Source organism: Agromyces sp. NPDC057679 (assembly GCF_042799635.1).
In the GTDB taxonomy this organism is placed as follows: Bacteria; Actinomycetota; Actinomycetes; order Actinomycetales; family Microbacteriaceae; genus Agromyces.
The window spans coordinates 324,290-347,792 of sequence record NZ_JBHVIK010000004.1 but is presented as its reverse complement, the minus strand read 5'-3'; the positions used below and the strand labels follow the sequence as shown (position 1 = coordinate 347,792).

The 23,503-nt window shown below is 66.9% G+C and carries 38 protein-coding genes; 20 read left to right on the top strand and 18 right to left on the bottom strand.

The window, feature by feature from the left end; genetic code table 11:
* Positions 1-40 precede the first annotated feature (40 nt).
* On the top strand, positions 41-628 hold the full coding sequence (locus ACFVAJ_RS18540) for an HD domain-containing protein (protein ID WP_376946798.1): 588 nt from the start codon (positions 41-43) through the stop codon (positions 626-628).
* 3 nt (positions 629-631) lie between these two features.
* Here ACFVAJ_RS18540 and ACFVAJ_RS18535 read toward each other — a convergent pair whose 3' ends face one another.
* From ACFVAJ_RS18535 to ACFVAJ_RS18500, 8 genes are all read right to left on the bottom strand, one after another.
* Complete coding sequence (locus ACFVAJ_RS18535) at positions 632-916, bottom strand: hypothetical protein (protein ID WP_376946796.1); 285 nt, start codon at positions 914-916, stop codon at positions 632-634.
* Positions 917-970: 54 nt separating this feature from the next.
* The gene (locus ACFVAJ_RS18530) at positions 971-1,618 is read right to left on the bottom strand and encodes a hypothetical protein (protein WP_376946794.1); all 648 of its coding nucleotides are present in this window, start codon (positions 1,616-1,618) and stop codon (positions 971-973) included.
* Positions 1,615-1,872, bottom strand: a complete 258-nt coding sequence (locus tag ACFVAJ_RS18525) for a hypothetical protein (protein WP_376946792.1) — start codon at positions 1,870-1,872, stop codon at positions 1,615-1,617. Before ACFVAJ_RS18525 ends, ACFVAJ_RS18530 begins: the two co-directional genes overlap by 4 nt.
* 29 nt (positions 1,873-1,901) lie before the next feature.
* Positions 1,902-2,321 carry a DUF6884 domain-containing protein gene (locus ACFVAJ_RS18520; RefSeq protein WP_376946790.1) on the bottom strand — a complete coding sequence of 140 codons (420 nt, stop codon included), beginning with the start codon at positions 2,319-2,321 and terminating at the stop codon, positions 1,902-1,904.
* 71 nt (positions 2,322-2,392) lie between these two features.
* Positions 2,393-4,021, bottom strand: a complete 1,629-nt coding sequence (locus ACFVAJ_RS18515; RefSeq protein WP_376946788.1) for a nicotinate phosphoribosyltransferase — start codon at positions 4,019-4,021, stop codon at positions 2,393-2,395.
* A gap of 3 nt (positions 4,022-4,024) precedes the next feature.
* Complete coding sequence (locus ACFVAJ_RS18510) at positions 4,025-4,861, bottom strand: ribose-phosphate pyrophosphokinase (RefSeq protein WP_376946786.1); 837 nt, start codon at positions 4,859-4,861, stop codon at positions 4,025-4,027.
* Positions 4,862-5,007: 146 nt separating this feature from the next.
* Positions 5,008-5,559, bottom strand: a complete 552-nt coding sequence (locus tag ACFVAJ_RS18505) for a hypothetical protein (RefSeq protein ID WP_376946784.1) — start codon at positions 5,557-5,559, stop codon at positions 5,008-5,010.
* Positions 5,556-6,077, bottom strand: coding sequence for a hypothetical protein (locus tag ACFVAJ_RS18500; RefSeq protein WP_376946782.1), 522 nt, complete (start codon positions 6,075-6,077; stop codon positions 5,556-5,558). Before ACFVAJ_RS18500 ends, ACFVAJ_RS18505 begins: the two co-directional genes overlap by 4 nt.
* A 283-nt stretch (positions 6,078-6,360) precedes the next feature.
* Between ACFVAJ_RS18500 and ACFVAJ_RS18495 the strand changes: the two genes are divergently transcribed.
* From ACFVAJ_RS18495 to ACFVAJ_RS18440, 12 genes are all read left to right on the top strand, one after another.
* On the top strand, positions 6,361-6,774 hold the full coding sequence (locus tag ACFVAJ_RS18495; RefSeq protein WP_376946780.1) for a hypothetical protein: 414 nt from the start codon (positions 6,361-6,363) through the stop codon (positions 6,772-6,774).
* Positions 6,767-7,126: a hypothetical protein gene (locus tag ACFVAJ_RS18490; protein WP_376946779.1), complete on the top strand. Its 360-nt coding sequence runs from the start codon at positions 6,767-6,769 to the stop codon at positions 7,124-7,126. The genes ACFVAJ_RS18495 and ACFVAJ_RS18490 overlap by 8 nt, the downstream gene beginning before the upstream one ends.
* Positions 7,123-7,629, top strand: coding sequence for a hypothetical protein (locus ACFVAJ_RS18485; RefSeq protein ID WP_376946777.1), 507 nt, complete (start codon positions 7,123-7,125; stop codon positions 7,627-7,629). Before ACFVAJ_RS18490 ends, ACFVAJ_RS18485 begins: the two co-directional genes overlap by 4 nt.
* 55 nt (positions 7,630-7,684) lie before the next feature.
* Positions 7,685-8,602, top strand: coding sequence for a DUF4352 domain-containing protein (locus ACFVAJ_RS18480; RefSeq protein WP_376946775.1), 918 nt, complete (start codon positions 7,685-7,687; stop codon positions 8,600-8,602).
* A 130-nt stretch (positions 8,603-8,732) separates the two neighbouring features.
* A complete protein-coding gene (locus tag ACFVAJ_RS18475; RefSeq protein ID WP_376946773.1) occupies positions 8,733-9,305 on the top strand; it encodes a DUF262 domain-containing protein in 573 nt (190 codons plus the stop codon).
* Positions 9,306-9,329: 24 nt separating this feature from the next.
* Positions 9,330-9,794 (top strand): hypothetical protein, encoded by a 465-nt coding sequence (locus ACFVAJ_RS18470; protein ID WP_376946771.1) that lies wholly within the window; start codon positions 9,330-9,332, stop codon positions 9,792-9,794.
* A 31-nt stretch (positions 9,795-9,825) separates the two neighbouring features.
* The gene (locus ACFVAJ_RS18465; RefSeq protein ID WP_376946769.1) at positions 9,826-10,152 is read left to right on the top strand and encodes a hypothetical protein; all 327 of its coding nucleotides are present in this window, start codon (positions 9,826-9,828) and stop codon (positions 10,150-10,152) included.
* On the top strand, positions 10,149-11,039 hold the full coding sequence (locus ACFVAJ_RS18460) for a hypothetical protein (protein WP_376946767.1): 891 nt from the start codon (positions 10,149-10,151) through the stop codon (positions 11,037-11,039). The genes ACFVAJ_RS18465 and ACFVAJ_RS18460 overlap by 4 nt, the downstream gene beginning before the upstream one ends.
* Positions 11,040-11,107: 68 nt before the next feature.
* Complete coding sequence (locus tag ACFVAJ_RS18455) at positions 11,108-11,356, top strand: hypothetical protein (RefSeq protein WP_376946765.1); 249 nt, start codon at positions 11,108-11,110, stop codon at positions 11,354-11,356.
* Positions 11,357-11,363: 7 nt separating this feature from the next.
* Positions 11,364-12,572: an exonuclease SbcCD subunit D gene (locus ACFVAJ_RS18450; protein WP_376946763.1), complete on the top strand. Its 1,209-nt coding sequence runs from the start codon at positions 11,364-11,366 to the stop codon at positions 12,570-12,572.
* Positions 12,573-12,578: 6 nt separating this feature from the next.
* A complete protein-coding gene (locus ACFVAJ_RS18445; RefSeq protein ID WP_376946761.1) occupies positions 12,579-13,163 on the top strand; it encodes a vitamin K epoxide reductase family protein in 585 nt (194 codons plus the stop codon).
* A gap of 19 nt (positions 13,164-13,182) precedes the next feature.
* Positions 13,183-13,776, top strand: a complete 594-nt coding sequence (locus tag ACFVAJ_RS18440; protein WP_376946759.1) for an aminoacyl-tRNA hydrolase — start codon at positions 13,183-13,185, stop codon at positions 13,774-13,776.
* Positions 13,777-13,791: 15 nt separating this feature from the next.
* Here the strand turns inward: ACFVAJ_RS18440 and ACFVAJ_RS18435 are convergent, their stop codons facing one another.
* Positions 13,792-14,577 carry a hypothetical protein gene (locus ACFVAJ_RS18435; RefSeq protein ID WP_376946757.1) on the bottom strand — a complete coding sequence of 262 codons (786 nt, stop codon included), beginning with the start codon at positions 14,575-14,577 and terminating at the stop codon, positions 13,792-13,794.
* Between the two features lie 50 nt (positions 14,578-14,627).
* Between ACFVAJ_RS18435 and ACFVAJ_RS18430 the strand changes: the two genes are divergently transcribed.
* From ACFVAJ_RS18430 to ACFVAJ_RS18415, 4 genes are all read left to right on the top strand, one after another.
* Positions 14,628-17,063, top strand: a complete 2,436-nt coding sequence (locus ACFVAJ_RS18430) for an AAA family ATPase (protein WP_376946755.1) — start codon at positions 14,628-14,630, stop codon at positions 17,061-17,063.
* Positions 17,060-17,470, top strand: coding sequence for an NADAR family protein (locus tag ACFVAJ_RS18425; RefSeq protein ID WP_376946753.1), 411 nt, complete (start codon positions 17,060-17,062; stop codon positions 17,468-17,470). The genes ACFVAJ_RS18430 and ACFVAJ_RS18425 overlap by 4 nt, the downstream gene beginning before the upstream one ends.
* A gap of 152 nt (positions 17,471-17,622) precedes the next feature.
* Entirely contained in the window at positions 17,623-17,907 is a 285-nt protein-coding gene (locus tag ACFVAJ_RS18420) for a hypothetical protein (RefSeq protein ID WP_376946751.1), read from the top strand.
* Positions 17,908-18,014: 107 nt separating this feature from the next.
* On the top strand, positions 18,015-18,284 hold the full coding sequence (locus ACFVAJ_RS18415) for a hypothetical protein (RefSeq protein ID WP_376946749.1): 270 nt from the start codon (positions 18,015-18,017) through the stop codon (positions 18,282-18,284).
* 51 nt (positions 18,285-18,335) lie between these two features.
* Here ACFVAJ_RS18415 and ACFVAJ_RS18410 read toward each other — a convergent pair whose 3' ends face one another.
* From ACFVAJ_RS18410 to ACFVAJ_RS18385, 6 genes are all read right to left on the bottom strand, one after another.
* The gene (locus ACFVAJ_RS18410) at positions 18,336-18,965 is read right to left on the bottom strand and encodes a 3'-5' exoribonuclease domain-containing protein (RefSeq protein WP_376946747.1); all 630 of its coding nucleotides are present in this window, start codon (positions 18,963-18,965) and stop codon (positions 18,336-18,338) included.
* The gene (locus tag ACFVAJ_RS18405; protein ID WP_376946745.1) at positions 18,962-19,300 is read right to left on the bottom strand and encodes a hypothetical protein; all 339 of its coding nucleotides are present in this window, start codon (positions 19,298-19,300) and stop codon (positions 18,962-18,964) included. Before ACFVAJ_RS18405 ends, ACFVAJ_RS18410 begins: the two co-directional genes overlap by 4 nt.
* Complete coding sequence (locus ACFVAJ_RS18400) at positions 19,297-19,617, bottom strand: hypothetical protein (protein WP_376946743.1); 321 nt, start codon at positions 19,615-19,617, stop codon at positions 19,297-19,299. Before ACFVAJ_RS18400 ends, ACFVAJ_RS18405 begins: the two co-directional genes overlap by 4 nt.
* Positions 19,618-19,736: 119 nt before the next feature.
* Positions 19,737-20,129 carry a hypothetical protein gene (locus tag ACFVAJ_RS18395; protein ID WP_376946741.1) on the bottom strand — a complete coding sequence of 131 codons (393 nt, stop codon included), beginning with the start codon at positions 20,127-20,129 and terminating at the stop codon, positions 19,737-19,739.
* Positions 20,126-20,269, bottom strand: coding sequence for a hypothetical protein (locus ACFVAJ_RS18390; RefSeq protein WP_376946739.1), 144 nt, complete (start codon positions 20,267-20,269; stop codon positions 20,126-20,128). The genes ACFVAJ_RS18395 and ACFVAJ_RS18390 overlap by 4 nt, the downstream gene beginning before the upstream one ends.
* Positions 20,262-20,600: a hypothetical protein gene (locus ACFVAJ_RS18385; protein ID WP_376946737.1), complete on the bottom strand. Its 339-nt coding sequence runs from the start codon at positions 20,598-20,600 to the stop codon at positions 20,262-20,264. The genes ACFVAJ_RS18390 and ACFVAJ_RS18385 overlap by 8 nt, the downstream gene beginning before the upstream one ends.
* 94 nt (positions 20,601-20,694) lie before the next feature.
* Here ACFVAJ_RS18385 and ACFVAJ_RS18380 point away from each other — a divergent pair, with 94 nt between their 5' ends.
* From ACFVAJ_RS18380 to ACFVAJ_RS18370, 3 genes are read left to right on the top strand one after another with little or no spacing between them, the layout of a single operon-like run.
* A complete protein-coding gene (locus ACFVAJ_RS18380; RefSeq protein ID WP_376946735.1) occupies positions 20,695-21,162 on the top strand; it encodes a hypothetical protein in 468 nt (155 codons plus the stop codon).
* 14 nt (positions 21,163-21,176) lie between these two features.
* Positions 21,177-21,620 carry a macro domain-containing protein gene (locus tag ACFVAJ_RS18375; RefSeq protein WP_376946733.1) on the top strand — a complete coding sequence of 148 codons (444 nt, stop codon included), beginning with the start codon at positions 21,177-21,179 and terminating at the stop codon, positions 21,618-21,620.
* Between the two features lies 1 nt (position 21,621).
* Positions 21,622-21,858 carry a hypothetical protein gene (locus tag ACFVAJ_RS18370; protein ID WP_376946731.1) on the top strand — a complete coding sequence of 79 codons (237 nt, stop codon included), beginning with the start codon at positions 21,622-21,624 and terminating at the stop codon, positions 21,856-21,858.
* Here the strand turns inward: ACFVAJ_RS18370 and ACFVAJ_RS18365 are convergent.
* Genes ACFVAJ_RS18365 through ACFVAJ_RS18355 form a run of 3 tightly spaced genes read right to left on the bottom strand, consistent with a single transcriptional unit; the run spans position 21,841 to position 23,494 of the window.
* Complete coding sequence (locus tag ACFVAJ_RS18365; RefSeq protein WP_376946729.1) at positions 21,841-22,461, bottom strand: hypothetical protein; 621 nt, start codon at positions 22,459-22,461, stop codon at positions 21,841-21,843. The two genes, ACFVAJ_RS18370 and ACFVAJ_RS18365, sit on opposite strands and share 18 nt — an antisense overlap.
* Positions 22,458-23,015: a TerD family protein gene (locus ACFVAJ_RS18360; protein WP_376946727.1), complete on the bottom strand. Its 558-nt coding sequence runs from the start codon at positions 23,013-23,015 to the stop codon at positions 22,458-22,460. The genes ACFVAJ_RS18365 and ACFVAJ_RS18360 overlap by 4 nt, the downstream gene beginning before the upstream one ends.
* Positions 23,016-23,017: 2 nt before the next feature.
* Positions 23,018-23,494: a hypothetical protein gene (locus ACFVAJ_RS18355; protein WP_376946725.1), complete on the bottom strand. Its 477-nt coding sequence runs from the start codon at positions 23,492-23,494 to the stop codon at positions 23,018-23,020.
* Between the last annotated feature and the right edge of the window lie 9 nt (positions 23,495-23,503).

The window sequence follows — 23,503 nt, the reverse complement described above, 5'->3', positions numbered from 1 at the left end:
GGTGTTCCTTTCGTCGTCGGGATCATGCGCGGAGCCGCGCATGTACAGGGAGGAAGGGAGTCGAGTGCCGAACCACGACATCATCCGCGAGACAGCGATCCTCGGTCTGCTCGAGGAGCTCGGCATCTCCGACGACCACCTCACCTTGGTGAAGCAGTTCAACCCGTCCGCGGCGCTCCCGTTCCACGGGTTCCAGCACCTCGTCACCGTCGCGCTGAACGCCGGCGCCGCGGCCCTCCATGAACGACTGCCGGACGATCAGGTCAGAGCCGCGGTCATCGCAGGGCTCTGGCACGACTTCGACCACCAAGGTGACCCGGACGACCGGGTGAACATCGGAGCGGCTATCTCCGGATACCGGAACCTCTCCCCCGACGTCGTCGACCCGCTGGTCGTCGCGGCGATCGAAGCGACTCTCTTCCCGCACACGCCTCCCGCGTCGACGCTGGCGGCGGTGATGCAGGACGCGGACGCGCTCCAGACGTTGGAGCCGGACGGCGCCCGGTTCATGGTCGCGCTCGAGCGGGAGCTCGGGGTTCTAGCGTTGCCGCCGGCGGAGTTCCTGGCGGCAGTCCCCTTGCACACGACGTGGGCGAAGGAGAAGGCCGCCGGGGTGCTCGGCAGGTAGCCCTCAGGGGCAGTAGGTCCAGGTGCCGCCCTTCAAGCGGTCCCCGATGTACCGGTTCGGGAGTCGTCCCAGCTGGTACTCGGTGCGCTCGACGATCGGAGCGCCCTCGTCTCCGAGCTCGCCCTTGAGGATGTAGACGGTGGCGATGCCGAGGATCTTCGCGGCCGCGCAGAAGTGGCCGTCCGGAGTGGAGTCGTCGACGTACTGATTTGTCGGAGTATCGCTGGCCTTCACGATGTCAGCGAGCGTGCTCGACGTGGTGGTCGTGGTGGGCGCGGTCTTCTTCATGGTCCACTCATGCGCGGGCGAGGATGTCCGTGCAGCAAGCCGATGCAGTTGAGGCTACGCCGACGGCGTGAACCGCCACACCTTCGGGCGGCGGCCGCCGCGTGATGCGCCGAGCTCACCGGTCGCCTCCACCCATCCGAGGTTCGTCAGGGTGCGGGCGAGGTTCGCGAGGCTGAGCGGTTCGCCGACAGGTTCCGCGGCCGCGGCGAGCTGCTGCTGCGCGGTGAACGCGTGGACCGTGTCGAACTCCGGGCCGAGGAGCGCTTCGGCGACCTCACGGTCGGTGAACAGCTTCTCGTAGACGCGACGGGCGGCCATCGCGATGATGACGTCGTGGTCGAACGGGAGACCGCTGACCTCGGCGATCGGGACGGCTTCGGCGGTGGCGCCGACGGTGTCAGTGTCGATGATCGCGAAGCGGGTGATCGAGAGCGTCGGCCCGCGAGGGTCACGCCCCGGTGTGTCGAACACCCCGACCTCACCGGCGGTGGCGATGTCTCGCGGGGCGAGCCCGGCTTTGGTGTTGAGCGCCCTACCGACTGCTTCCCCGAGCCGTTCCTGGGCGAGGAGGAGGACGCCGGGAAGAGCGAGCGATCCGATGCTCGGCTCGAACTGACGGCGGCCGAGGATCACCTCGAGCGCGTCGGCGGCCCGGTTGTACCGGAACGGGACGACGTCGATGGAGACGAGCGGCTGATTCATGCGGGGGCTCCTCCTCTCCGTGCGTGGTCCATGAGCTCTTCAAGTTCGACGAGCTCTTTACCGTGAACGGTGTGGAACAGCGACCACACATCCTCGTGGAAGAGTGCCCACCGCTCTCCGTTGTAGACGCCGGTGTCGACGCACACCTTGTCGAACTGAGAGTCTCTCCCGAAGTACCCCCACCCGAACCCTTCGATCTTGTCTCCTGGGCGGATGTGCGGCGCTGTGGCGATTTCGTCTGCGAGGTCGGGCATGCGGTCCATTTTCCTGGTTTCGTTCTGATTCACGCTGCGAGCTCGCGGGTGAGCCAGCCGAGCTGTTCCCCGATCCCGAGGCCCTTCATCGGCACCTCGAAGGGGAGGTCGGTGAGGCGGAGGATCGTGCGGTACTGCTCGCCGGCGAGGACGAGAAGGTGCGGGTCGTCGACGTCGGCGAGAGTGTCATTGAGCTGCTCGGTGACGTTCTTCGCCCAGCCCCAGACGGGCGGGCCGGTCTTCACATCGCCGAGGCGAACGTTATACGGCTCGAGGACGGTGTCGGGATGTACGAGGCCGTGCTTGGCGCTGAGGATGTACCAGGCGTCGCAGTGCCGTTCGACGTACGCGGACGTCTTCCGGAACAGCTGCGACACGTAGAGGTCACGTGCCGGCGCCGGGCGTTGAAGCTTCTGGCCGGCGCAGCCGACGAGTCCGATCGTGGTCATAGTCTGTCTCCTTCGCCGCCCTCATGCGCGGAGAAGCCGGCGGCCCCGCTTGAGGGCCGCCGGCCGGTTTGCTACCTGCCGGTGCGAGCGGCGCGCGCGGCGCGCTCGGCGCGGAGGGTGCTGCGGACGTCCTCGAACGACTGGATGACGACGAATGCACCGTCACGCCAGACCGGCTGGAGGAGGCTCGCTGCTTCCTGCTCCGGGGTGGCCTGCTGGATCATGACGATCTCGCCGGTCTCGTCGCGGGTCAGGGCGAGGCGGCCCTTGGCGCTCTTCTTGCTCTCCCCGGTGATGGGGTCGCGGCCGGTTGCCGGGTCCTTCTGGATGTCGACCGGCGCGGCGTCGACCTCAGCCCAGGTCGCCTTCACGGCAGAACCGAGGGAGTCGCGGGTCTGGCGCTGGTACGTGAACGAGCCGATGCCGAGCACCACGTTCGTCGACGCCCAGCCCTTCGCCTCGAGACGCTCGAAGATCCGCTTGGCGCGGTCGAGGGTGATGCTGTCGCCGTAGATCAGGCCGATGTGCGGGTCGAGCACCTTGTAGCCGGCTTCGTTCACCGTGTAGCCGAAGACGTCACCGAGGATCTCGATCGCGCCGAGCTGTTCGTTGCTGAGGCGGCCGGCGGCCTTCTCCGAGTCGTAGTGGGCGCGGACGGATGCACGCTGCGCGTCGAGCTGCGGCTGACCGATGTTGTCGACGGAGGGGTCGTACTCGCCGCAGATGATGTCGACGGGGTCGCCGGAGTCGGGTCGGATGACGAGCTTCCCGTCGCGGGCCATGATCTGGTCCTTCAGCGTCGGGAGGGTGCCGGTGAGGACGCCGAAGAAGTCGAACCCGTCGCTGACCGCCGAAACGATGCCGGCCGGGTAGAGGTTCAGGAGGTGCTTGAACGTGTCGAGTTCGCCGTCCTTGCCGCGCAGGCACATCACGGAGTGCTCGGTCGCGGGAACCGATGCTGCCACCCAGCCGTTGTCGCCCGGGTAGTACCGGTCGATGAAGCGGATCGACGGAAGTGTGTCGGTGCCGAGGAACGAGGTCAGGTGGCCGGCACCGGACGCTGCAGCCGAGGTGATGCTCGTCTGTCCGCGCATCGAGAAGTCGTGCGCCTGGAAGTCGACGGCGGCGAGGTCACCGCCGGTGCGCTTCGCCCACTCCTCGAACAGCTCACGGAAGAGGAGCGCGATCGTCGCGGTGGTCGCGGGGTGCCAGATCGATGCGGACAGGGCGGTCTCGATGTAGTTCGGCAGCCAGAAGAACTCCGGGTCGGTGTTCTCGATGGTGAGCGCTGCGACACCGAACGGGAGGAGCGTGCCCTCGGGGACGGCGCGGACTTCGAGCGGCAGGTAGCCGAGACGGTGGAGCGCGCGGACGTGGTCCGATCCGATGTTGTTCGGGCCGAGGTACGCGCCGAGCACTCGCTCGTACTCGTTCGCGACGAGGTCCTCGTCGGCTGCGAAGAACGGCGCCCACGCCTCGGTGAGGTAGGACTGGCAGAACGCCTGCAGGCCGAACGCGACGGCGTGCTTGGCTTCAGGCAGGTGCTTGTTCGAGCGGTTGGTCCAGTTGATGAGGATCTTCGTGACATCGTCGCCGTAGGCGCGGCGGTGGTCGAGCTTGTAGCCGTCAGCCTCGAGGAGCGCATCGATCGGCGATGCGGTGGTGAGACGTGGGGCGATGGTGGGGGCGGCGGTGGTCATGGGTCAAGCTCCGATCATGAGGTTGGGGAGGACGGGGACGACGCGGGCGGCGACGTCGGGGTTGTGGGCGCCGGGGTGCGAGTCGGTGGTGATGATCTCGCTGTAGTACTCGTTGAGGCGCGCGGCGTTGCCGCTGAAGATGCCGTGGCTGACGTAGAGGCCGAGCTGGTCGCGGTGGAGGCCGGTGGCCTGGGCGAGCGAGGTGAATGTCCAACCGCCGTCGCAGATGTCGTCCACCACGAGGTAGGTGCCGTCTTCGGGGAGCGGTTCGCAGGTCAGCCCGATGATCTCGCCGCTGTCGAAGTCGCGGTCCTTGTCGGCCTGGTAGAGCGGGAGGTGGAGCGCGGCTGCGGCTGCCTTCGCGCGGTGGGCTGCGCCCTTGTCCGGGGCGATGACGCCGGTGTATCGGCTCGTGCCGAGAACTCGGTTCTGCACGGCCTGGCGGATGAGTGCGGCACTGCCGACGACGGTGAGGTTGTCGATGAATGCCGGCATGACGTCCGAGTGCGGGTCGAAGCAGACGACGCGGTCGGCACCGATGCTGTTGATGAGGTCGGCGTAGTCCTTCGCGCCGAACGGGGTGCCGCGGTCTGCTCTGGCGGCGGGGAGGTACGGGATGTAGACCGTGAGCTCCTCGGTGGTCTCGATCTCACGTGATGCCTCGACCCACATGCGTGCGGTGAGGAGGTCGTTGGCGTCGGCGCCGCGGACGACGGCGAAGCTCTGGACTTCGTGCGTGGGGGTGCCGGTCTTGAGGTGGCACTCACCGCCGGGGAACTTGAACGGCTGGATGGTCGAGCGGATGTGGAATCCCTTGGCCCGTGCGTGGAGGGTGATCACTTGATGCTCCTAACTTGTCATCCTCATGATGACAAGTATGACATGCGCGGGATCCCCCGTATTCCCACATTCCCGAAAATTCGCATGCAACAACGAAGAAGGGGCCGCCCTGGAACGAATCCAGAACGGCCCCGAGTGGCTGCCAGTCAGCCGGCGATGCCGAGCGAGTCCTTCACCTGCTCGTAGAGGCTTGGAACCTCGGTTCCGTCAGCGGCGATCTCCGGCTCGAAGCGGTGCGTTTTGAAACGTGCCGGGTCGATGCTGAAGAACAGCAGCTGGTTCTGAACTCGGGCTTCGGCGACCGCGTATCCGGCGAGGCGGTTCTGCTCCTCGAGCGCCGCCGCCTGTCGCTCGAGCACGACGGTCTGGCGGTCGATCGCCGCGGTCTGCCGGTCCGTGGCCGCTGCCTGCTCCAGTGTCGCCCAAAGCTGCGCGGACGCGCGCTGGGCCTCGCTCACGGCGTACCGTTTTCCGTTCGAGAGCCGTGCGATCGCGCGGCCGCGAGGGCTGTCGATCTCCGCCTCGTCTGTGAGCCAGTCGACGGGCTCGGGGACGTGCTCGTCCGCCAGGGGCTCCACGAGTGTTTGGAAGGTGTCGTGCTCGGCCATCTGGCTGGGCTCCTCGTTGATGTGGCGGATCGGGGATCGGGTGTCTGGCACTCCGAACTCCCGCTCGAAGTCGGTTGCGTATGAGGTCACTGTGCACCTTCGAAGTAGTGGCGGGGGTTTGTGGTCGCGGTTCGCACGCCGTCGGTGTTCTTCTGGCGGCGGGAAGCCTTCTGCTCCTTGCGGAGTCGCTGGATCTCGTCGTCTGCGTCGGGGTCGACGAACGCGAACAGGATCAGCACCTCGGTGGCGAGGAACGCGAGGAGCGGGATCGAGGAGGAGAACAGGACGCCGATGATGGCCTGGTAGCTCGTGAGGTCGTCGTGCCAGAAGTCGAGCGTGTGGGTGCCGTTCGCGACGACGGAGAACATGGTCGAGACCAGCAAGCCGAGCCTGACGAGGTTCACCGCCTTTACGTTCACGGTGATCCGGGCGCGAAGGGCTGCATGGATCGCGGTGTATCCGATGATCGCGGAGTCGAGGAACACAGCCGGAAGCCAGCGAAGTTCCGGGTTCGGCGCCATCCACCCGCTCATCGCGACGATGGCGTTGAACGACCAGATGATCGATGCGGTGAGCACGCAGAGGACGATGATCATGCTGCTGATCACGTACCAGAGACGGTCCGTGCTCAGTTGGACGAACCGTCCGCCGTGCACGCGGTTCTCGTGGGGCGGAGCACCCTCGACGAGGGGCGGCTCGGGTGCCGGCACCTGAGACGGTTCCGGGTTCGCCTGCGGGTGTTCGGTCGGCCCTGTCTCACCTGTTGAAGGCGTGATCAGCACCGGTGCAGGTGCACGCAGCGCAGTTCGACCGAACAGGTCGGGAACGTTGTCGCGTGGCGCTTCGAGCGCACGCGGAAGAGTCCTTGGCGGCGTCGTCAACGTGTCAGTCATGTCATCTCCTCTGTGGGCGGCCGAACAAACCATGCGCGGGGAGCCGCAACACAGCCGATTTCTGCGAAGCCGCACAGGGATGGGTATGGACACTTTCCAGGAACCCCTCGAATGGTCGGCCGCCCCGCTGCCGGAATTCGACTGGGCTGCCCCGATCACCCCCGAGATGCAGATGAAGATCGCCGAACTCGGCGACAACGACATGCGAGAGCGGCTCGCAGCGCACCCCGCGATCGTTCAGCGGGCCGCTCGGGAGCTCGTCATCGTCGCGCGCCAGGAGACCATCGAGATTCTTCGCCAGAACCCGGAAGTGCCTTCGGAGTGGTTGTCGTTCAAGCAGCCTCGCGGCGCCGGGAAGATTCGACGCGCGAACCGGGCCCCGGTTTCGCGGAAGGGGATGCAGGATGCGTGAGCGCACTCTGGTCGCCGCGACGACTCCCCCGGACAGCACGCTGACGGCGTGCTGCAACGCCGAGCTCGACGGGGAGCTCTGCTTCGATTGCGAGACGGTTCCCCCGGCGCGCACCGAGTTCTCCTGCTCCTGCGGCACCTCTGTCGTGAACCTCGGGCACGGGTGGCTGGAATGCGTCGGCTGCGGCGCACGCTGGGGTGCTGACGCCGACCTCGGGTCAAAGCCGACGAGCTGGGATCCTGCACGGGCCGATCACGTGCTCAGCGACCCGGAGCCTCGTCTGCACGACCCGATCCTCCGGGTTCCGCTGACGTGGGACGACTTGTTCGCGAAGGTGGAGGCGGACCTGTGACCGCCTCCGTCGGCGTGGCGATCGCCCTGGTCGACGGGGCGTTGAACGATGAGCTCGAGGTCACGCTGTCGAAAGCGCTGGACGTGTTCCCCGCCGACGAGGTGGTGGAGTCCTGCTTCCTGTTCGCTGCGAACGTCGCGATGAACGCGGACGATTCGTACCGGTTCGGGCCGAACGAAGCGCCGGTGTCGCTGATGCTGGAGACCATTCGTCGAGGTGCCGGCTGGTCGCCGGCTCATCCTGACCCGGGCTACGTCGACGCGGCGCAGGGCGCATTCCGGCAGACCGGTCAGGCGGTGCTCGACCGGGTGTTTGCGATGACGAGCGGTCACCGTGAGCCGACCGGGAAGATCCGGCTCGCCCTCGGCCGTCACAGCGCCTCGGCCGCTGGCGCCGCGTGGCTGGCTGTGGAGACCCTGCTCACGCAGGCGGTCTCAGTGAAGCGTCCCGCCGTGGATGTGCTTGCGGAGTACCGGTCGAGCTTGTCGGCCGCGACCCACTGATTGGGGGTCGGAATCAGTTCTCCGAAGCACCCATCGGATCGATAGGCTCGCGAGCATGAGTGCTCCCGCTGGCTGGTACCCGGACCCTGAAAACCCCTCGCAGCAGCGGTGGTGGGACGGTCAGCAGTGGGGTCAGCCTGCTGTCGCGCAGGCGCCGGTCGTGACGGCATCCGCACCGCAGCCGGTCGGTTACGCCGACCTCGCCGGTCAGGTGCAGCAGGGCGGCCAGCCGGGGAAGCCGTCGCAGAATCGCGGCCTGGCGATCAGTGCCCTCATCCTCGGCATCATCGCGCTCGCACTCTCGTGGGTGCCGTTCGTCGGGCTGATCCTCGGCATCGCCGCCCTCGTGTTCGGCTTCCTTGCGCTGAAGCAGAGCAAGCCGATGGCGATCACCGGCCTCGCCGCCGGTGCGTTCGCCATCATCCTCTTCGTCATCATGATCGCCGTCGTCGCCAGCAACCCTTCCTCGAGCAACTCGACCTCCGGTGAGAGCCCCGCCGCCGTGGACTCAGCCGAGGAAGCGCCCGCCGATGAGGAGCCTGCCGCGGAGCCCGCTGAAGAGCCCGCCGCGGCTCCCGCCGGGGCTCCCGGGATCGGCGACACCGTGACCGCCGAGAACGGAGTCGCCTTCACTGTCACCGGCATGGAATGCGGCGCCACCACGGTCGGTGAAGGGTTCGACGAAGCCACCGCGAAGGGGCAGTTCTGCGTCGTGAACATCACCCTCGCGAACAACGGCAGCGAACCGCAGACCATCTGGGTGCAGGACATCACCGGCCTGATCGGCGGCTCGTCGTTCGAAGCGGACTCCATGGCGTCGAAGTTCGGTGAGGACTACTGGACCGCCGACCTGAACCCCGGTCTGACCAGCGAAGGGACGCTCGTGTTCGACGTCCCCGCCGGGCAGAAGCTCGACACTGTCGAGCTCGACACCGGATGGTTCGACCAGGCGGTCGCCGTCTCCGTCCAGTGACTGGGAGCCGCACACGAACGCGGCCATGAGCGACCGATACCGCACGAAGCCCGGCACGACACTCCTCAACGGGTCAGACCCGAAGCCGCAGACCGCGGCCGACGTCGTGCTGTCCGCGCATGACGGTGCCGTGAAGAAGACCATGCAGACGGCCGAGCCGTTGAAGCACACCACGATGCAGGCGATGAACCGTCGCGCCGCCGGTTTCGTCCAGGACGCCAGCAGCGGCTACCTGCAAGTCGACCCGCCGTATCAGCGGCCTTCCGTCTGGACGGAGGACCAGCGCCGAAATCTGATCCGCAGCTGGATGCTCGGGCTTTCCGTGCCGGCGATCATCGTCTCTGATCGCGCCCGTTGGAACGGAATCACCGCCGACGAGCCGTGGACCGCGCTCGTCGACGGCCGCCAGCGGGTGGAGACCGCGATCCGATGGTTCGAAGGCGACCTCGCGGTACCGGCTTCCTGGTTCCAGCCGGATCATGTCCTAGAGACCGAGGACACCGACGACGGCCCGTACGTCCGGTTCACCGGTCTGACGGTCGTTGCGCGACGGCTCCTTGACACCCGTGCGATGCTCCCCTCGATCGAAATCGAGGTGAAGAGCGTCGAGGAAGAAGCCGAGATCTTCCTCCTCGTGAACACCGGAGGCACCGCGCAGACCGACGACGACCTCGAGCGGGCCCGGCAGGTCGCCGTCAGCTGATCCGCCGCCGCATGTCTTTCTGGCATGCCCCTCGACGCGATCGACCTGCCGTTCAACGAGCAGGTCCGTGCTGAACTGTCCCGTATGCCGGGGTCTGCTCCGGCGCCGGGTGAGCTGTGGGGCGCCGGCCGGGACGGGCAGGTGCAGGCGATCCTGCTGGTGACCGCTGACGTGAACGGGTTCTACCTGGCGGTGCCGGTGATCCCGATTTCGGGGTGGGCGACCGACCGGGAGCTGGTGCTGCCGGCAGATGTGCTCGGCATGGAAGCAACCGTCGTCCTGCAAGCAGAATCCGGGGTTCCCGGGCATCTCCTCCATCGGAGGTTCGCCGCCCCGTTCACCGCCGACGAGATGGTGGAGATCCGGGCGAGCGTGCACGACCCCGGCCGCCTGCTGCCGGCACCTCGAGGTGAGATGCCGGACACGGACGACAGCCAGGAGTGGCGGGAGACCGTCGCCGGGCTGATCCGCGAGCTCGCGTTCGGCTGATCGAGCCGCCGCTGCCGCGCATGACCAGGGCATGAATGAGCAGCTGACCGTCACCGGGACCCGCCACCGTTACGGCACCGCCGAGGTGTACGTCGAGGGCGGCGAACCGATCACCGCACCGTCCCGTGAGAGCCGGAACCCGACCACCATCGTCCCCACGACGTACTACGTCGAAGATGAGGACGACTACGGGTTCCGAAGCATCATCACCGCGTCCGGCCACCTCGTCAAGAAAGACGGCACGGTCGGCGCACGTCGCATCCGCGTGATCCCCGGCAACTCCGCCGTCCCCGACGCTGTCTGGGAGGCGCTCCGCACGATGCGACCCGACCTCAAGCCGCGCATGACAGATGCATGAGCGAGCAGAAGAAGTTCCGAATCCCGACCGCAGACGGCCGGATGATGTACCTGTTCCCGAACCGCGAGGCGTTCGGCAGCGGTTGGGACAACCCCAGGTGGGTCACCGAAGGCGTCGAACTGCGCTACCACCGCGATCACCGCGGCATCATCGGCGCGATCCTCATCACGCCCGCAGGCGTCGACAAGGTCGAGCACAAGACCCAGGACCGATCGGCAGCGGTAACGACCTACGTCAAGGTCACCGACAACCCGCTCCTGCCGGAAACCGTCTCCGAAGACGACTGGGAGAAGTTCGCCTATCCGTTCGGCACGGATGAATGGGAGGACTACGCCGCCCGAGCCTGGTACCGCAAGGAGGTCAGCGGGGCGGTCGACGTCATCGAGACGATCGACCTGTCCGACTTCGAGGACTTCCCCGCCGACGTCCTGGACCCCGCTTCCGTCGAGGACCCGGCACCCGGATTCGAGTGGCGACCCTCCCCCGCGTACCTCGTCTTCGGTGAGGAGTTCGGGAACGCAGTCCCCGGCACTCTGACCGGATTCTCGGAGCGGCTGCTGAAGGACGTTGAGTCCCGGCTCTCCAAGGCGAAGGTGTGGACGCACGAGCACGCGAAAGGTGTGGTCCGCGGATACCGGAAGCTGAAGTACGAGGACCGCCGCACCTTCCCGCTGCACCGCCCCGACAAGCGGAAGCGTCAGGAGTACGGGATCTCCACGAAGCAGTTCGACTTCGAGATCCCCTTCACGAAGAACCTGTCGGCGGCGTCGAAGGTGCAGGCGATGAAGAAGTACCAGTCGCTCGTCGACTCGATCGTCGAGCAGATCGACAACCGCGAGGTCGACGTGTGCGCCCACTGTTCCGGCGCCGGCATCGTCGAAGTCTGACCCGACTCAACCCATCGGGGCGGCCGCGCAATCGTGGCCGCCCCATTTCTGCTCGAAAGAAGCGATCCATGCCAATCTACGAAGTCACCTATAGCGCGAGCAGCGAAGCAGGCCCGCCGCGAGAAGCCGCCGAGCAGGCGGCAGCCGACCTCGTCGAGGAAGCCGGTCACAGCGTCTATGGAGTCGAGTGGACCGACGATCACGGCTCCACGATCGAGGTGACCGTCGATCTGGAAGCCGACGAGGAGGACGACCCGGAGACGTTCCGGCGCACCGAACCCGCCCCGAACCCGCTCGCCGGGCTCCTCCGCGCATGAAGGCATCATGACCGGGATCACTTTCATGCACACAGGCGACGAGCACATCGACTCGGACGCCCACGGCACCCTCAACCCGCTCACCGGGCGGAACACCGCATGGGAGTCGAACTACCGGGTGCTGAGGCACCTCGCCGAGCAGGCCGTCGAACGCGGAGTGGACTTCTTCCTCTCCGCCGGCGACAACTTCAAGACCGGCCGCCCCTCCCAGGAGGCGCTGCTGATGTTCGTCGAAGCGCTCACCCCGCTCGCCGACGCGAAGATCCCGGTCGTCCTGCTCGACGGGAACCACCACCTCACCGGTGTCCCCGCCGACCACCGCACCGTCATCCACGTCGTCGCTGAGATGCTGCGCGCCAAGGGCGGCACCGTCATCATCGCGTCGAACCCGCGCCTCATCCGCCTCGACAACGGCGCACAGATCGCCGCGCTGCCGTGGCTGTCGAAGAACCGCGTCCTGAACGAGCTCGGCGCTACCACGTCGTCCGCAGCGGACGGTGACCGTCTGGTCGCCGAGTACGGCATCCGCAAGCTCGAGGAGCTCGCGAACGAAGCCGACCCCGGCGCTCCGCTGATCATGGCGTCCCACGTCACCGTCGACCACCTCCGCATCGACGCGGTCACCGAAGGGTTCCGTCGCGGCTCCGAGCTCGACCTCGCCCACCTGTTCTCCGAGCCGGTGCTCCCTGTCGCGGAACTCGAGCAGCTGCCGTTCCAGTACGGGGCGCTCGGGCACATCCACACCCCGCAGCACTTCGGTGACCGGTACTGGTATGCCGGCTCCCCGAATCGGCTCACGTTCACCGACATGCGTGACGAGAAGGCAGGGAACCTCGTGACCCTGTCGACCGCCGGCGACCTCCTCGTGGAGAAGGTCATCACCCCGGCCCGCCGGATGGTGTCGATCGACCTTGAGGATGACGGCTGGGAGCAAGTGCTCGACACGGTCGCCGAGAAGGACCTCGTCCAGGTTCGCCTGGTCACCGGCGCCCCTGAGGTGCCGCGCGAGGTGCGGAAGGCGATCGCGGAGGCCGGCGCGACGCTCGCGGACACGAAGGCTCGCCCGAAGCCTCGCGAAGAGGTGAAGAAGGTTTCGCTGCCCGACAAGGTGGACCCGATGACCGCGCTTCGCCGTTGGGCGGAGCTGAACGCCCCGGAGGGCGTCGACCCGGCCACCCTGATCCACGCTGCAGAGCAGCTGGACGCGGCCGCGTAGCCTGCCGTGCCGATCTTCCTCATCATCGCGGGGGCGCTCGGCCTGCTCGCCGCGTTCGAACTCTCGGTCGAGAAGGTCCTCACGCTGATGGACCCGGCCCATGTGCCGAACTGCAACGTGGGCGTGCTCGTCGGCTGCAGCACGAACCTCGAATCATGGCAGGGTGCCGTGTTCGGGTTCCCGAACCCGTTCATCGGCCTCATGGCGTGGCCCGTCGTGATCACGATCGGCGTGGCGATCCTCGCCGGCGCGACGTTCTCGCGCTGGTTCTGGGTGGCCTTCAACGTCGGCGTCGCCGGCGCGCTCGTGTTCGTCGGCTGGCTCATCTACCAGAGCGTCTACGTGCTCGACGTGCTCTGCCCCTCGTGCATGCTGACCTGGGCGGTCACGATCCCGACGTTCTGGGTCGTGACGCTCCACAACCTCCGCAAGGGGCACCTGCCATCATCCGAACGGGCCCGCCGGGTCGCCGGCAGCCTGATGAACTGGGTGCCGCTCATCACGGTCGTCTCGTACGCCACCGTGATTCTCCTGGCACAAGCGCAGATGAACGCGATCCCTCGCGTCATGATCGACATGCAGAACCTCTAGCCGAAGGAACCCCACACCGATGTCCGACCTCGTCCAGCCGATCATCGTCCGCGTCGACGAGAACGCCACCCATGAGGACGCCGTCCTCGCCGCGGCGACCGCGTCCGTGCGCGCCTGGCAGGCCGACCGAGGTCACCCGGCATGGAACGAGTGGCTGTCCGGCGCGTTCACAAAGGTGGCGCGACGCGCGAAACCTGCCGTCTTCGAAGCACTCGCCGACGGGTTCGTTGAGCACGGCACCGGTCAGGCGGTCGCGTACCCGCCGATGCTGCCGGCTGAGCTGCCGAAGAATATCTCCAAGCTGCAGGTGGCAGGCACCGACCTTCCCCGCGCCGGAAGCAGCCTTGATCTCACCGCAGACGCGGTGATCGTCGTGAACGCCGGTCTCGACATGACCACCGGGAAGACGAGCGCGCAGGCCGCGCACGCCCTGTTCGCGCTGTCGCTCCACCACCCCTGCTGGTCCTTCAAGCGCGCGGAGCTGCTCGAGGTGCCCGCTTCGGAGTTCGCAGTGATGCTCGAATCGAAGCCGTTCATCGTGCCGATCGTCGACGCCGGCCGCACGGAGACGGAGCCGGGGACGACGACATGCTTCGCGTACCGGCGAGCGTGAACCGGCGCCGGTAGGTCAGACTTCGCCGAGGCGGCGTCGTCCCGGCCACCCCAGCCCACTCTTGAGGATCTTCCGACCGAGCTCGGGGAATCCGTCAACGGCGAGGTCTGCGACGTCGCGGATCGTGACGTCGTGGTTGCCGGCTTCGACGAGGTCCGCCATCCTCCGGACACGCTCCTTGTCTTCCGGTGCGAGCTTTCGCGGGTTCATGTTGTTGATCGAGAACGGCTCCCCTTCCGCCTCCCGGCGCATCGCGCGGGCAATGGTCTCCCGTGCAGCCCACACGTTGGGAGAGCTGTCGTTGAACTCGAAGGATTTCGCCCACGCATACGCACCGTCACCGACAGCCCAGGTGTAAATCGTGTGGAACCCCATCTGTTCGTACTCGGCTTCCGCAGCCCGGTTGAACTCGGTGGCGAACCCCTTCCCCTGATGTTCTTCGGCGAGGTGCAGGTCGGCATGGCAGACGGTCCCGTCCTCGAGGAATGACCGTTCGAAGGTGCCGACCTGATTTCCGGCAGCGTCTCGGATCACTCCTTTCCAGAGCCACGGTGGCTCATCTCCCCCGGCGTCGCCGGCTTGGTAGACCTCTCCGTCCACCGTCAGAGCCGTGCCACCAAACGGGCCCGCCATCCGTTCGGCCATGCCCCTGAGCATCGTCTCCGGGGTCTGGTAGTCACCGAACGCTGCCGGGTCGAGCACCGGGACCGGGTCCCGGAGCGCCGCATGCCGCGGGTCGTCGACGAACTGCCCTGTGCGGGTGGAGTACAGCTGACCGGCGCTGTTCCGTCTCGTTGCCATACCGGTATAGGTGGGCGGCGCACCACGGGGTTTCCGCGCATGACATGGGTATGCAGATCACGTCGATTGAGCTGGAAGGCTTCTGGTCCTACCGCGACCCGCAGCAGATCAACCTCGAAGGCCACCCGCTGGTCGTCGGTGTAGGTGAGAACGGTGCCGGGAAATCGGCGATCCTCGTCCACGCCGTCGCCGTCGCGTTCTACGGGAAGTTCCCCAAAGCGACGATCGACGAGAACATCTCCACCGGTGCCCCGCAGGGCCGTGTCAGCGTCGAGTTCGCGATCGACGACGTCCGCTACCGGGTGTCCCGCGTCTACCCCCGCACTGGCTCCCCAACCGGCCAGGTGCTGATCGCCGACCCGTCAACCCGTTCAGGGTGGCGTCCGGTCACCGAGAAGGGCATCCGTGAGGTGTCCGCGTACATGCAGGACCTTCTCGGCATGCCGTACGAGACCGCGCAGATGACGTGGCTCGCCGAGCAGGGCCAGTACGGGAAGTTCGCGTCCGCGCAGCCTGCCGAGCGGTTCAAGCTGCTGTCCACGATCTTCGACCTGGACATCTACGCGCAGAAAGCATCCGCAGCGTCGGCCGCCGCGCGAGCCGCGGACGCGGAGGTCACGAAGATCGACGGCCGCATCGCCGAGGTCACCGGCACCATGGAGCAGCAGGACACCGTCGACCACGGGTTCACTGCCATGTCGGACAAGCAGGTGACGCAGAACGCCGCTGACGCCGCCGAGGAACTCGACCGGTACACGCAGCAGCTCGCGGAGCTGAACTCCGCCGACCCTGCACGTCAGACCGTGGAGATCCGTCAGGCGTACGAGCTGGTCCGCCAGGAGCGGGTCGGCCGCCTGAACGCCGCCCTCGCGAAGAAGGACCGTTCCGAGCTCACATCCGGGCAGACGAAGCAGCGAGCGAACGCGCAGCGCCAGCAGGCCACCGCACGGCTCGAGCAGGACCTCGCCGCCGCGTCCAAGCGTGCCGAGGAGCAGAAGACCCGCGCGACGAACGACCGACGGAACGCCGGTGAGCGCCTCCTCGAGATCGTCGCCGCGGAACGCGACATCACCGCTGTGGAGCAGGAAGCCGCAGGCAAGCGTGAGGCCGCTGACCAGCACCGCCGCGCCGCCGCGGACCTGCAGGCCGAGGCCGGCCGGCAGATCGGCGAGTACACGAACCTGAAGGCGGAGTTCGTGAAGATCCGCGAGGAGCTGATCCCAGACGCGGAGGCTCGCATCGCGAACCTCGAGCGCACCGCTGACGGGCATGCGGACTGCTTCACCTGCGGTCAGCACCTCAGCCGTGAGGACGCCGCCGCCCTGATCGACGCGCAGCGCGCCCAGATCAACGGGTGGATCGGTGAGATGGAGGACTTCAAGGCGCGCGCGATCGCTGCGAAGGACGCCTCCGAGCAGACCTCGGTGCGAGCCGACCAGGAGCTCGACGCTGCCCGACGTGAGGACGCCGCAGCGGCGCAGATTGCAGCCCGCGTGGCGCGTCTCGCCGCGCTCGTCGCATCTCGCCCGCAGGTGGAGCAAGCGAAGGCTGACGCCGACCAGCTGCTGTCCCGATCGGGCCGTGACGAGGAGCAGTGGCGGAAGCAGGTCGGTGAAGCACACCACGCCCAGGTGAAGGAGATCGACGAGCACGAGGCTTCCGCGGTCGCGGCCGCCGAAGCCGACCTCGCGCAGGCGGTGGAGGAGATCGCGGAGACGGAGACGCCGTCCGCTCGTGAGGCCGCTCTGGCCGATGACCTCGCCGTCGCTGAGCGCGCCGTCGCTGCTGAGGCGGCCGGGTTCCAGGAGCGCCGTCAGGACCTCGAGCAGAAGCGTGACGACGCGAAGACCCGCTCCTCCTCGCTGGCCGCAGAGAGCACCCGACGTCATCACGCCGCGACCGCCCGTGCCGAGCAGGAGTCCCGCCTGAAGGGTCTCCGGTCGTCGAAGGAGGAAGCGGAGCAGAAGCGGAACACGCTGCAGACGCTGCACAAGGCGTTCTCCCCGGCCGGCATCCCGGCGATGATCCTGAACAACGTCGTCGACGAGCTAAACGAGGCGATGAACGTGTCGTTGGAGCGGCTGTCCCGCGGTGAACTGCGGGTCGAGCTTCGCACATCACGTGAGACGACGAAGGGCGGCTCGGACAACAAGATCACCGTGTATGTGGAGACCCCGACCGGGGTGCGCCCGTACGACCTGTTGTCCGGCGGTCAGCGCTTCCGTGTCGACCTCGCGATCCGCGCCGGCCTCGCCGCGGCGATCTCTCGCGGCACCGGCACCCCGATCCGCTCCTTCATCCTCGACGAGGGTTGGGGGACGCTGGACGAGAAGGGCATCCTGTCGACGATCGAGACGCTGTTCCGCCTGTCGGAGGACACAAACGTCATCACCGTGTCGCACATCGCCTCCGTCCGTGATGCGTTCCCCGCCCGGGTGGAGGTCCGCATGGACGGCGGCACCTCCGCTGCAGAGCTGGCCGCATGACGGCCGCGATCCGGAGTTTCTCCGGTGAACACCGCTTCCTCTCGAACTTCCACGTCGAGAAGGACGGGTTGACGGTCGAGCATCGCTTCGCCGCAGCGAAGACCCTCTCCCCGGAGGAGCGTGCAGCGATCATGGCAGCGCACTCCCCCGGGGCCGCGAAACGGCTCGGCCGCCGAGCGGCGCTCCGCCCCGACTGGGAGGACGTGAAGGTCGGCATCATGCTCGAGCTCCTCCAGCAGAAGTTCACCGACCCGGAACTACGCACAAGCCTCGCCGCGACCGGCGACGCCGAGCTGGTCGAAGGGAACACCTGGAGTGACCGGTTCTGGGGCGTCGACCTCAGAACCGGCGCCGGCAGGAACGTGCTCGGGCGCACGCTGATGCTGGTCCGCGCGACGCTCCCCTGAACCTTCACCTTCGAGTCGAAGGTTCACAGCCACGGGATTGGCTTCTGCCAGCACCCCAGACCTACGATCGAATAGAAGCGCGGCACCGGCCCCAATCCGGTGCCGCGCTTCACCAGTTCCCCGGATGCGGGTGTCGCCGCATGCCTCCCGGCGTGACCAACGATCACGGCCGCAGGCTTCAGGGGACGTCGTCCGATGTCTGTCACAACGCTCGCGACGAACGCCTCCACAGGCTCCTCGACGACCTGGATCAGGCCGCCCTGGCGCTTGTGGAGGCCGAACAGACAGTACTCGATGAAGGCGACCATCTCTCCGGGATCGCCGCCGGCGAAGCGAAAGCCGCCGTCGATGAAGCGGCAGCACGGGTCACCGAGCTCGAGCAGGAGATCGTCTCGCTCACCGGTTCGCCGGCGGGCTTCCATGTCGGCCGCGCATGAGAGCATCGACCGAACGAACGAATGGAGTCGATGGCAGAGCGTGAAGCCCAGGCGGGCCGCTGAATTGCTGCGCAGCAGAGAGCTGCGCCACGAACAGGAGATCCGCCATGCCCGCGACCACCGACACCCCCTACACCCCTATCGACCTCGCCCAGGTTGAACAGGCTCACGCCCGGTTCGAAGCGACGAACGAGTTCGGACGGGCGCTGGACGCGCTCGCGTTCCTGCCGCTCCTCGTCGCAGAAGTCCGTCAGCTTCGATCGGCGCGCCAGGCTGTGCTGGACCTCTACCACGCACGCACGGCCGAGACCGCGGCGTCATGCACCGAAGCTGAGGACATGTTCCTCGCGGACCTCTCCGGCATCCTCAGAGGGTAGGCCGAACGCTGCCGGCAGCGGGTGCACCTGGCTGCCGGCAGCGCTGTACTGCTAGTCCGAAGGGTCCGACTCCCAGAGCTCCCAGGCCAATTCCACGCTCCCGCACCTCCAGCACTGAGGAGGCTGCTTGTCAGTGTTGCCGAGGTGCACGCCGAGCTCAGTCCCGCAGTTCGTGCAGTACCAGGACCATGCGACCCCGTCGACGTTCAGCGAGAACTCCGCGTGGGTGAACGCGTCGTGGTGAAGCTTCAGGTACCCGTCCCGAGCCCAGACAGCGTCGACGAGCGCGTTGTGGTTCAGCCCGTCCTTCGGTAGACGCGCGCCGAGCCGGCGCGCTTCCTGCTTCAGGTCGTTGCAGTGCTTCGGCCAGCCGGCGGGGATGTCCAATAGCCTCCCGTACAGCTGGCAGAGCGCCACCCAGTCGTACGCTGCGACGTACGCCCAGAACTCCGGTCGCTCGCCGGCGAACTCGACGATCTCCTGAGCGATGACCTGTCTCGGCTTCACGGGCCCGGTGAGGTGTGGGAAGACGTTCTCGATCACCCAGGCGGACGCGCGCGACCGGTCGGTTTCCGCGGGCTCCGCGTAGTAGGTGGCGCCGTCCTCCCGGACGATCCCGATGGACAGCAGGTCGATCGTGCGGCCGTCCTCGATGAATTCGGTGTCGAAGAACACCTTCATCGGGCGAGGGCCTTCTTTCGCTCGATCGCTGCGAGGCCGGCTTCGGTGATGCGCACGGTGCGGCCGTGCGTGACGCCGCCTCGGCGGTAGGGTTCTGGGATCTCCCCGTGGTCGCCGAGAGTGACGAGGCGGGCCTGCTCGAGCGCGCCGATTGTGGTGTCGCGAAGCCAGTCGAACGACTCCCAGCCGCCGTACATCGTCGGGACGATCATCAGCTGCAGGTCGCGGCGCTTACCGTCTCCGAGCCAGCACACGGTCCGGTCGCCGGTTTCGCAGGCTGCACGGAAGCGGAGGATGCGGAGGATGTCTCGTTGACGTGCTGTGAGCTTGATCATGCTGGGGTCTCCTGTGGTGTGGTGATGGTCTGCCAGGGGCTCACGGTGTGGACGTGGGCGGCGGTGAACAGCTTGGGCGCGTCCGAGATCAGCTTCAGCGCATGGTCAGCGTCCATTGCCGGCCGCCACTCGTTGGAGACGCGGACGAGCACCTCCCACTGCTCGCTGACCGGTACCTCTGGTGAGCCGGGTTCATCGGCGGCGCGGTCCCATTCGCGGACGTCGAAGGTGTACGGACCCTCGGACGACCAGGACTCCTCTTCGTCGAGCTTTTGGACGCACAAGACTGTGCTGATCCCGATCGCGGTGATCTTCACAGTTCGGCCACGTTCGACTCGACGTCCATCTCGGATGATCGAGTGCCCGTACAGAACGGAGCCGACTCGGAGACGCTCGCGTGCGGCGAACTGGGCTGGGGTCTCTGTTTGAAGCTGCCTCACTTGGCGCTTCCCTTCCGGTAGGGGCGGATGAGGGCCTTCCAGACACGGTCGACGCTCTTGTGCCGGTTGACGAGGAACGTGCGGGACTTCCCGCCGAACAGCCGCACGTGGGCGACGATCTTGTACGGCTCCTCGGACTCCATGCCGTCCCAGGTCAGGTGCTCCGGCCGGGGGTCGGCGCCGTCTTCCCGCCATGAAGCCGTCCACGCGGCGATCGCGACGGAACGGATCAGGTCGACGTCTGCGAACTTGTCCAGCGCCAGCGTCGTGCCGTCTAGGTTGAACCGTTGGACTTCACGTACGGCACCGTGCCGGATGAGCTCCTCGTTGAACGCGTCGGTGAACACCTGCAGGCGTCGCATGTCGCGGTCGTCGATGCTCTCGGTCACGCCGTCTCCTTCGCTGCGGGCGCCGGGTACGGCGGCTGGGTGAGCGCCCACAGCTTCTTCGCTTCGTCGAGCGGGATGCGGAGCCGTTGCGTCTCGGTGATGAACGACACCCGGGCGTCGTGGACGTCGCGGTCAGCCACGGCGACCCGCTCGCGCGTCCGCGGCCGCGATGACGGACCTGACGAGAGCCCGATCGAGTTCGCGGAGCGGCTCGAGGTCTTGCGTTCCGAGCAGCAACTTCGCGGTGTCCTCGCTGATCTCGATGTTGTTCAGGACTGACCAGCCGTCTTCCGGGTCGATGATGTCGAGGAGGTAGCACCGGCTCGACTCGTCGCAGTCGTGGTCATGCGGAGGGATCTTGGCGAGGTTCGCGTCCCGGTGTACCTCATCGTCGAATACGGCGGTGCCGAGCGTGTAGAACTCGTTGTCGTCGTGGTTCGCTTCGACGATGTTGATCGTGTGCTGAGGCATGAGCTCCTGTCCGATTCGGTCTGCTGATTCGCGAAGACCATGCGCGGATCCGCCCGGCACCCCGGACACCAGCTTTCCCGCGCATGTGTTCGTCATGACCCGACGCCAGATCCTCGACCGGATCCTCACGGAGCAGTACGCCAACGAACGTGTCAGCCGGTCGATGCTCGACCCGCTGATCGCGAAGATCGACGAGCAGTGGGACGATTTCGCCGCCGCGGAAGCCGCCGGCGGCCGCACCGTCGAAGATCAGCTCGCCCGCATCATCTGGGCGCGTCTCGTGAAGATGGACAAGGCGACCTCAGCGGCCGCCGCGATCTGCGCCGCCATGGAGGAGAGCCCGGAGGTGCTGATCACCGCTGAAGCGTTCGAGGCGTTCTGCACCACTGTCGGCGAGGACTTCTGGACGGTCGACGTCCTGAAAGCGTCCGACGACGAGTTCATCTCCGGCGCTCTCGTCTCCGCGAACCACCGGAAGCGGATCTTCGACGCCGTCGCAGCCCACATCGCCGGGAAACCGGCCACCTCCACCCCGATGACGCTCGCCGTCGCAACCGCCTGACCAGAAGGAACCCCATGACGAAGCTGATCCACCGCACCGGAGACCTGTTCACCACCGACGCGCCTGCCATCGGGCACGGCGTCAACGTCGACCCCGGCGTCATGGGTTCAGGGATTGCCGTCCTCTTCCGCGACCGGTTCCCGGCGATGCACGCCGCATACAAGGTGCTCTGCTCCCGCGGTGACTTCCCCGTCGGCACGGTCATGATCTGGGAGTCCAGCACCCCGACGGTGTACAACATCGCCTCCCAGGACCGCCCTGGGAAGAACGCCCAGCTCGAGTGGCTCCGCACAGGCGTCGAAGCAGCCCTCCAGGACACCGACGCCCGCGGCTACGACCGTCTCGCGCTGCCCCGCATCGGGTGCGGCATTGGCGGCCTCAACTGGGACGAGGTCGAACCAGTCCTCGCCGAACTTGCCGCCGCGCACACCACCGACCTCGAAATCTGGTCGCTGTAGCTTGGCGGCCAGCCGGAAGAGCCCCGGGGACGTCCACTGGACGCTCCCCGGGAAGAAGCGCCCGTTCGCGTACAGCACCCGCGCGACCAGCGACCTGGTCTCCGTGCTCGCCGGCGACGGGCACACCGTCGACTCGGCCGCCCAGGCGGTCAACTACGACCCGGAAGCGAAAGCGATCCTCCACACCATGTCCGGCGCTGGATACGGCGGGACGGTGCTGTCAGAACTCGTTCGTTGAGTCCGGCGTGAATCCGAATGCGTCACCGATGTCGCCGCTGACGATTTCTGCGCGAAGCTCGAGCATCCCGTTCACTGGAGCGAGGTGGAGTGCCGCGCCGTCCGGAAGGGTCGCTCGCACACCCGTCGCGGTGTGGACCGTGAGGTGGCCGGTGGACGATGCGACGACAACTCGGCGCAGCAGTCGATGGTGACGCAGGCCGACGATCAGCTCGCCACCGTGGAACTCGAGCACAGGCCGGTTCGAGCGTTCGGGGATCTCGGCACCGCTCCGGCCGGACGGGCTGAGTGAACCAGAGGTGAGATCGACTCCTTGCCACCATGCCTGATCCGCCCCGGTGATCCGGAGTGAACCGATCGCGGAGGCCCGCCGAGTCAGGGACGCAGCCGGGTTCGCCGGCGTGAGCTCGGTAACTCCGAGTGCCACGGGGGATGATGCGACGAGGAACTGTTCGGCGGACGCTGACGCTGGCGCCTGAGGCGACTGGGACAGGTTCAGGAACGACCCTGCAGGTGCCGAATCGGCGACTGCGGCCTGCTCGCCAGGCTTCAGCCGGCGACGGAGGAAGGCGACGTCCGGCCGCGGGGTTCGCATGTCGATCACAGGTTGATCCCGAACGCAGCTGACGCGCCTGCAACACCGTCGGTGAACCCTTCGCCGAGGGCACGGAACTTCCAAGACCCCTGGTACGCGTACAGCTCACCGAACAGCATCGCGTTCACTGAGTCACTGTTTCGGGGAACGTCGAACCTGATGATCTCGTGATCCTCGCGATCGGCGATCCGGATGTACGCGTCGCGGATCGAGTCGAAGGTTCCGGGCTGGCGGAGGTCAGGGTCGACGTAAACGATGAAGGCGATCTTCTTGACGGTGCCCGGGATCGCTGCAAGGTTCACGTCGATCTGTTCTACGTCGCCTCCGGTGACATACCGGACGGCGCCGGACGCCGCTTCCAGCTGGTTGAAGAACACCATGGCGTCCTGGTCGACAGCTGATCCGGTGGCGTCGCAGACGATCGCAGCGGGGACGAGGTCCGGCATCGGCGCGTTCGACTGGACGACGGACCAACCGAACCCGACGACGATGTCGGTCATGAGCGGGTTCCCCGCGTTCACGGGCGCGTTCGCTCCGGACTGCAAGCGGATCGGTTCGCTCATTTTCAACTCCCGGGGTGGCGGTACTTCATGTCGATGAAGATGGCCTGCGCTGCAAGGGCAGTGAACGAGTCGTCCTCGATTCGGGTGGCCATTGTCTTAGTGGCGGATTCCACTTTCACGAGCTGCTCCTGCAGCATCCGGTCTCCGCGACCTTCGTCGAGACGTTCATGCGCGGGCAGGCGGAGGAAGAGCTCCACCGATGTCGGTGCGTAATCGGTGATGATCGCCATGATCTCCGCCTCCCGCTCAGGGAGGATCGGGTTCTCCTGAGCGTGAGCGATCACCGGTCGCAGGTGGTCCGCGATACGCCGGAGCGACGAGTACGCCGCAGGTGACAGCGACGCTGCCGCCCTGCGCGAGGATACCTGGAACCGTTCGAGGGAAGCGGTGGCTTGTTCGGCGAACGACGCCGGCAACGGCGCCGCCGTCGCGGCCAGCCCGTCAGGCTGCCGGGCGAACAGGTTGTCGAACCAACTCATCGCTTCCCT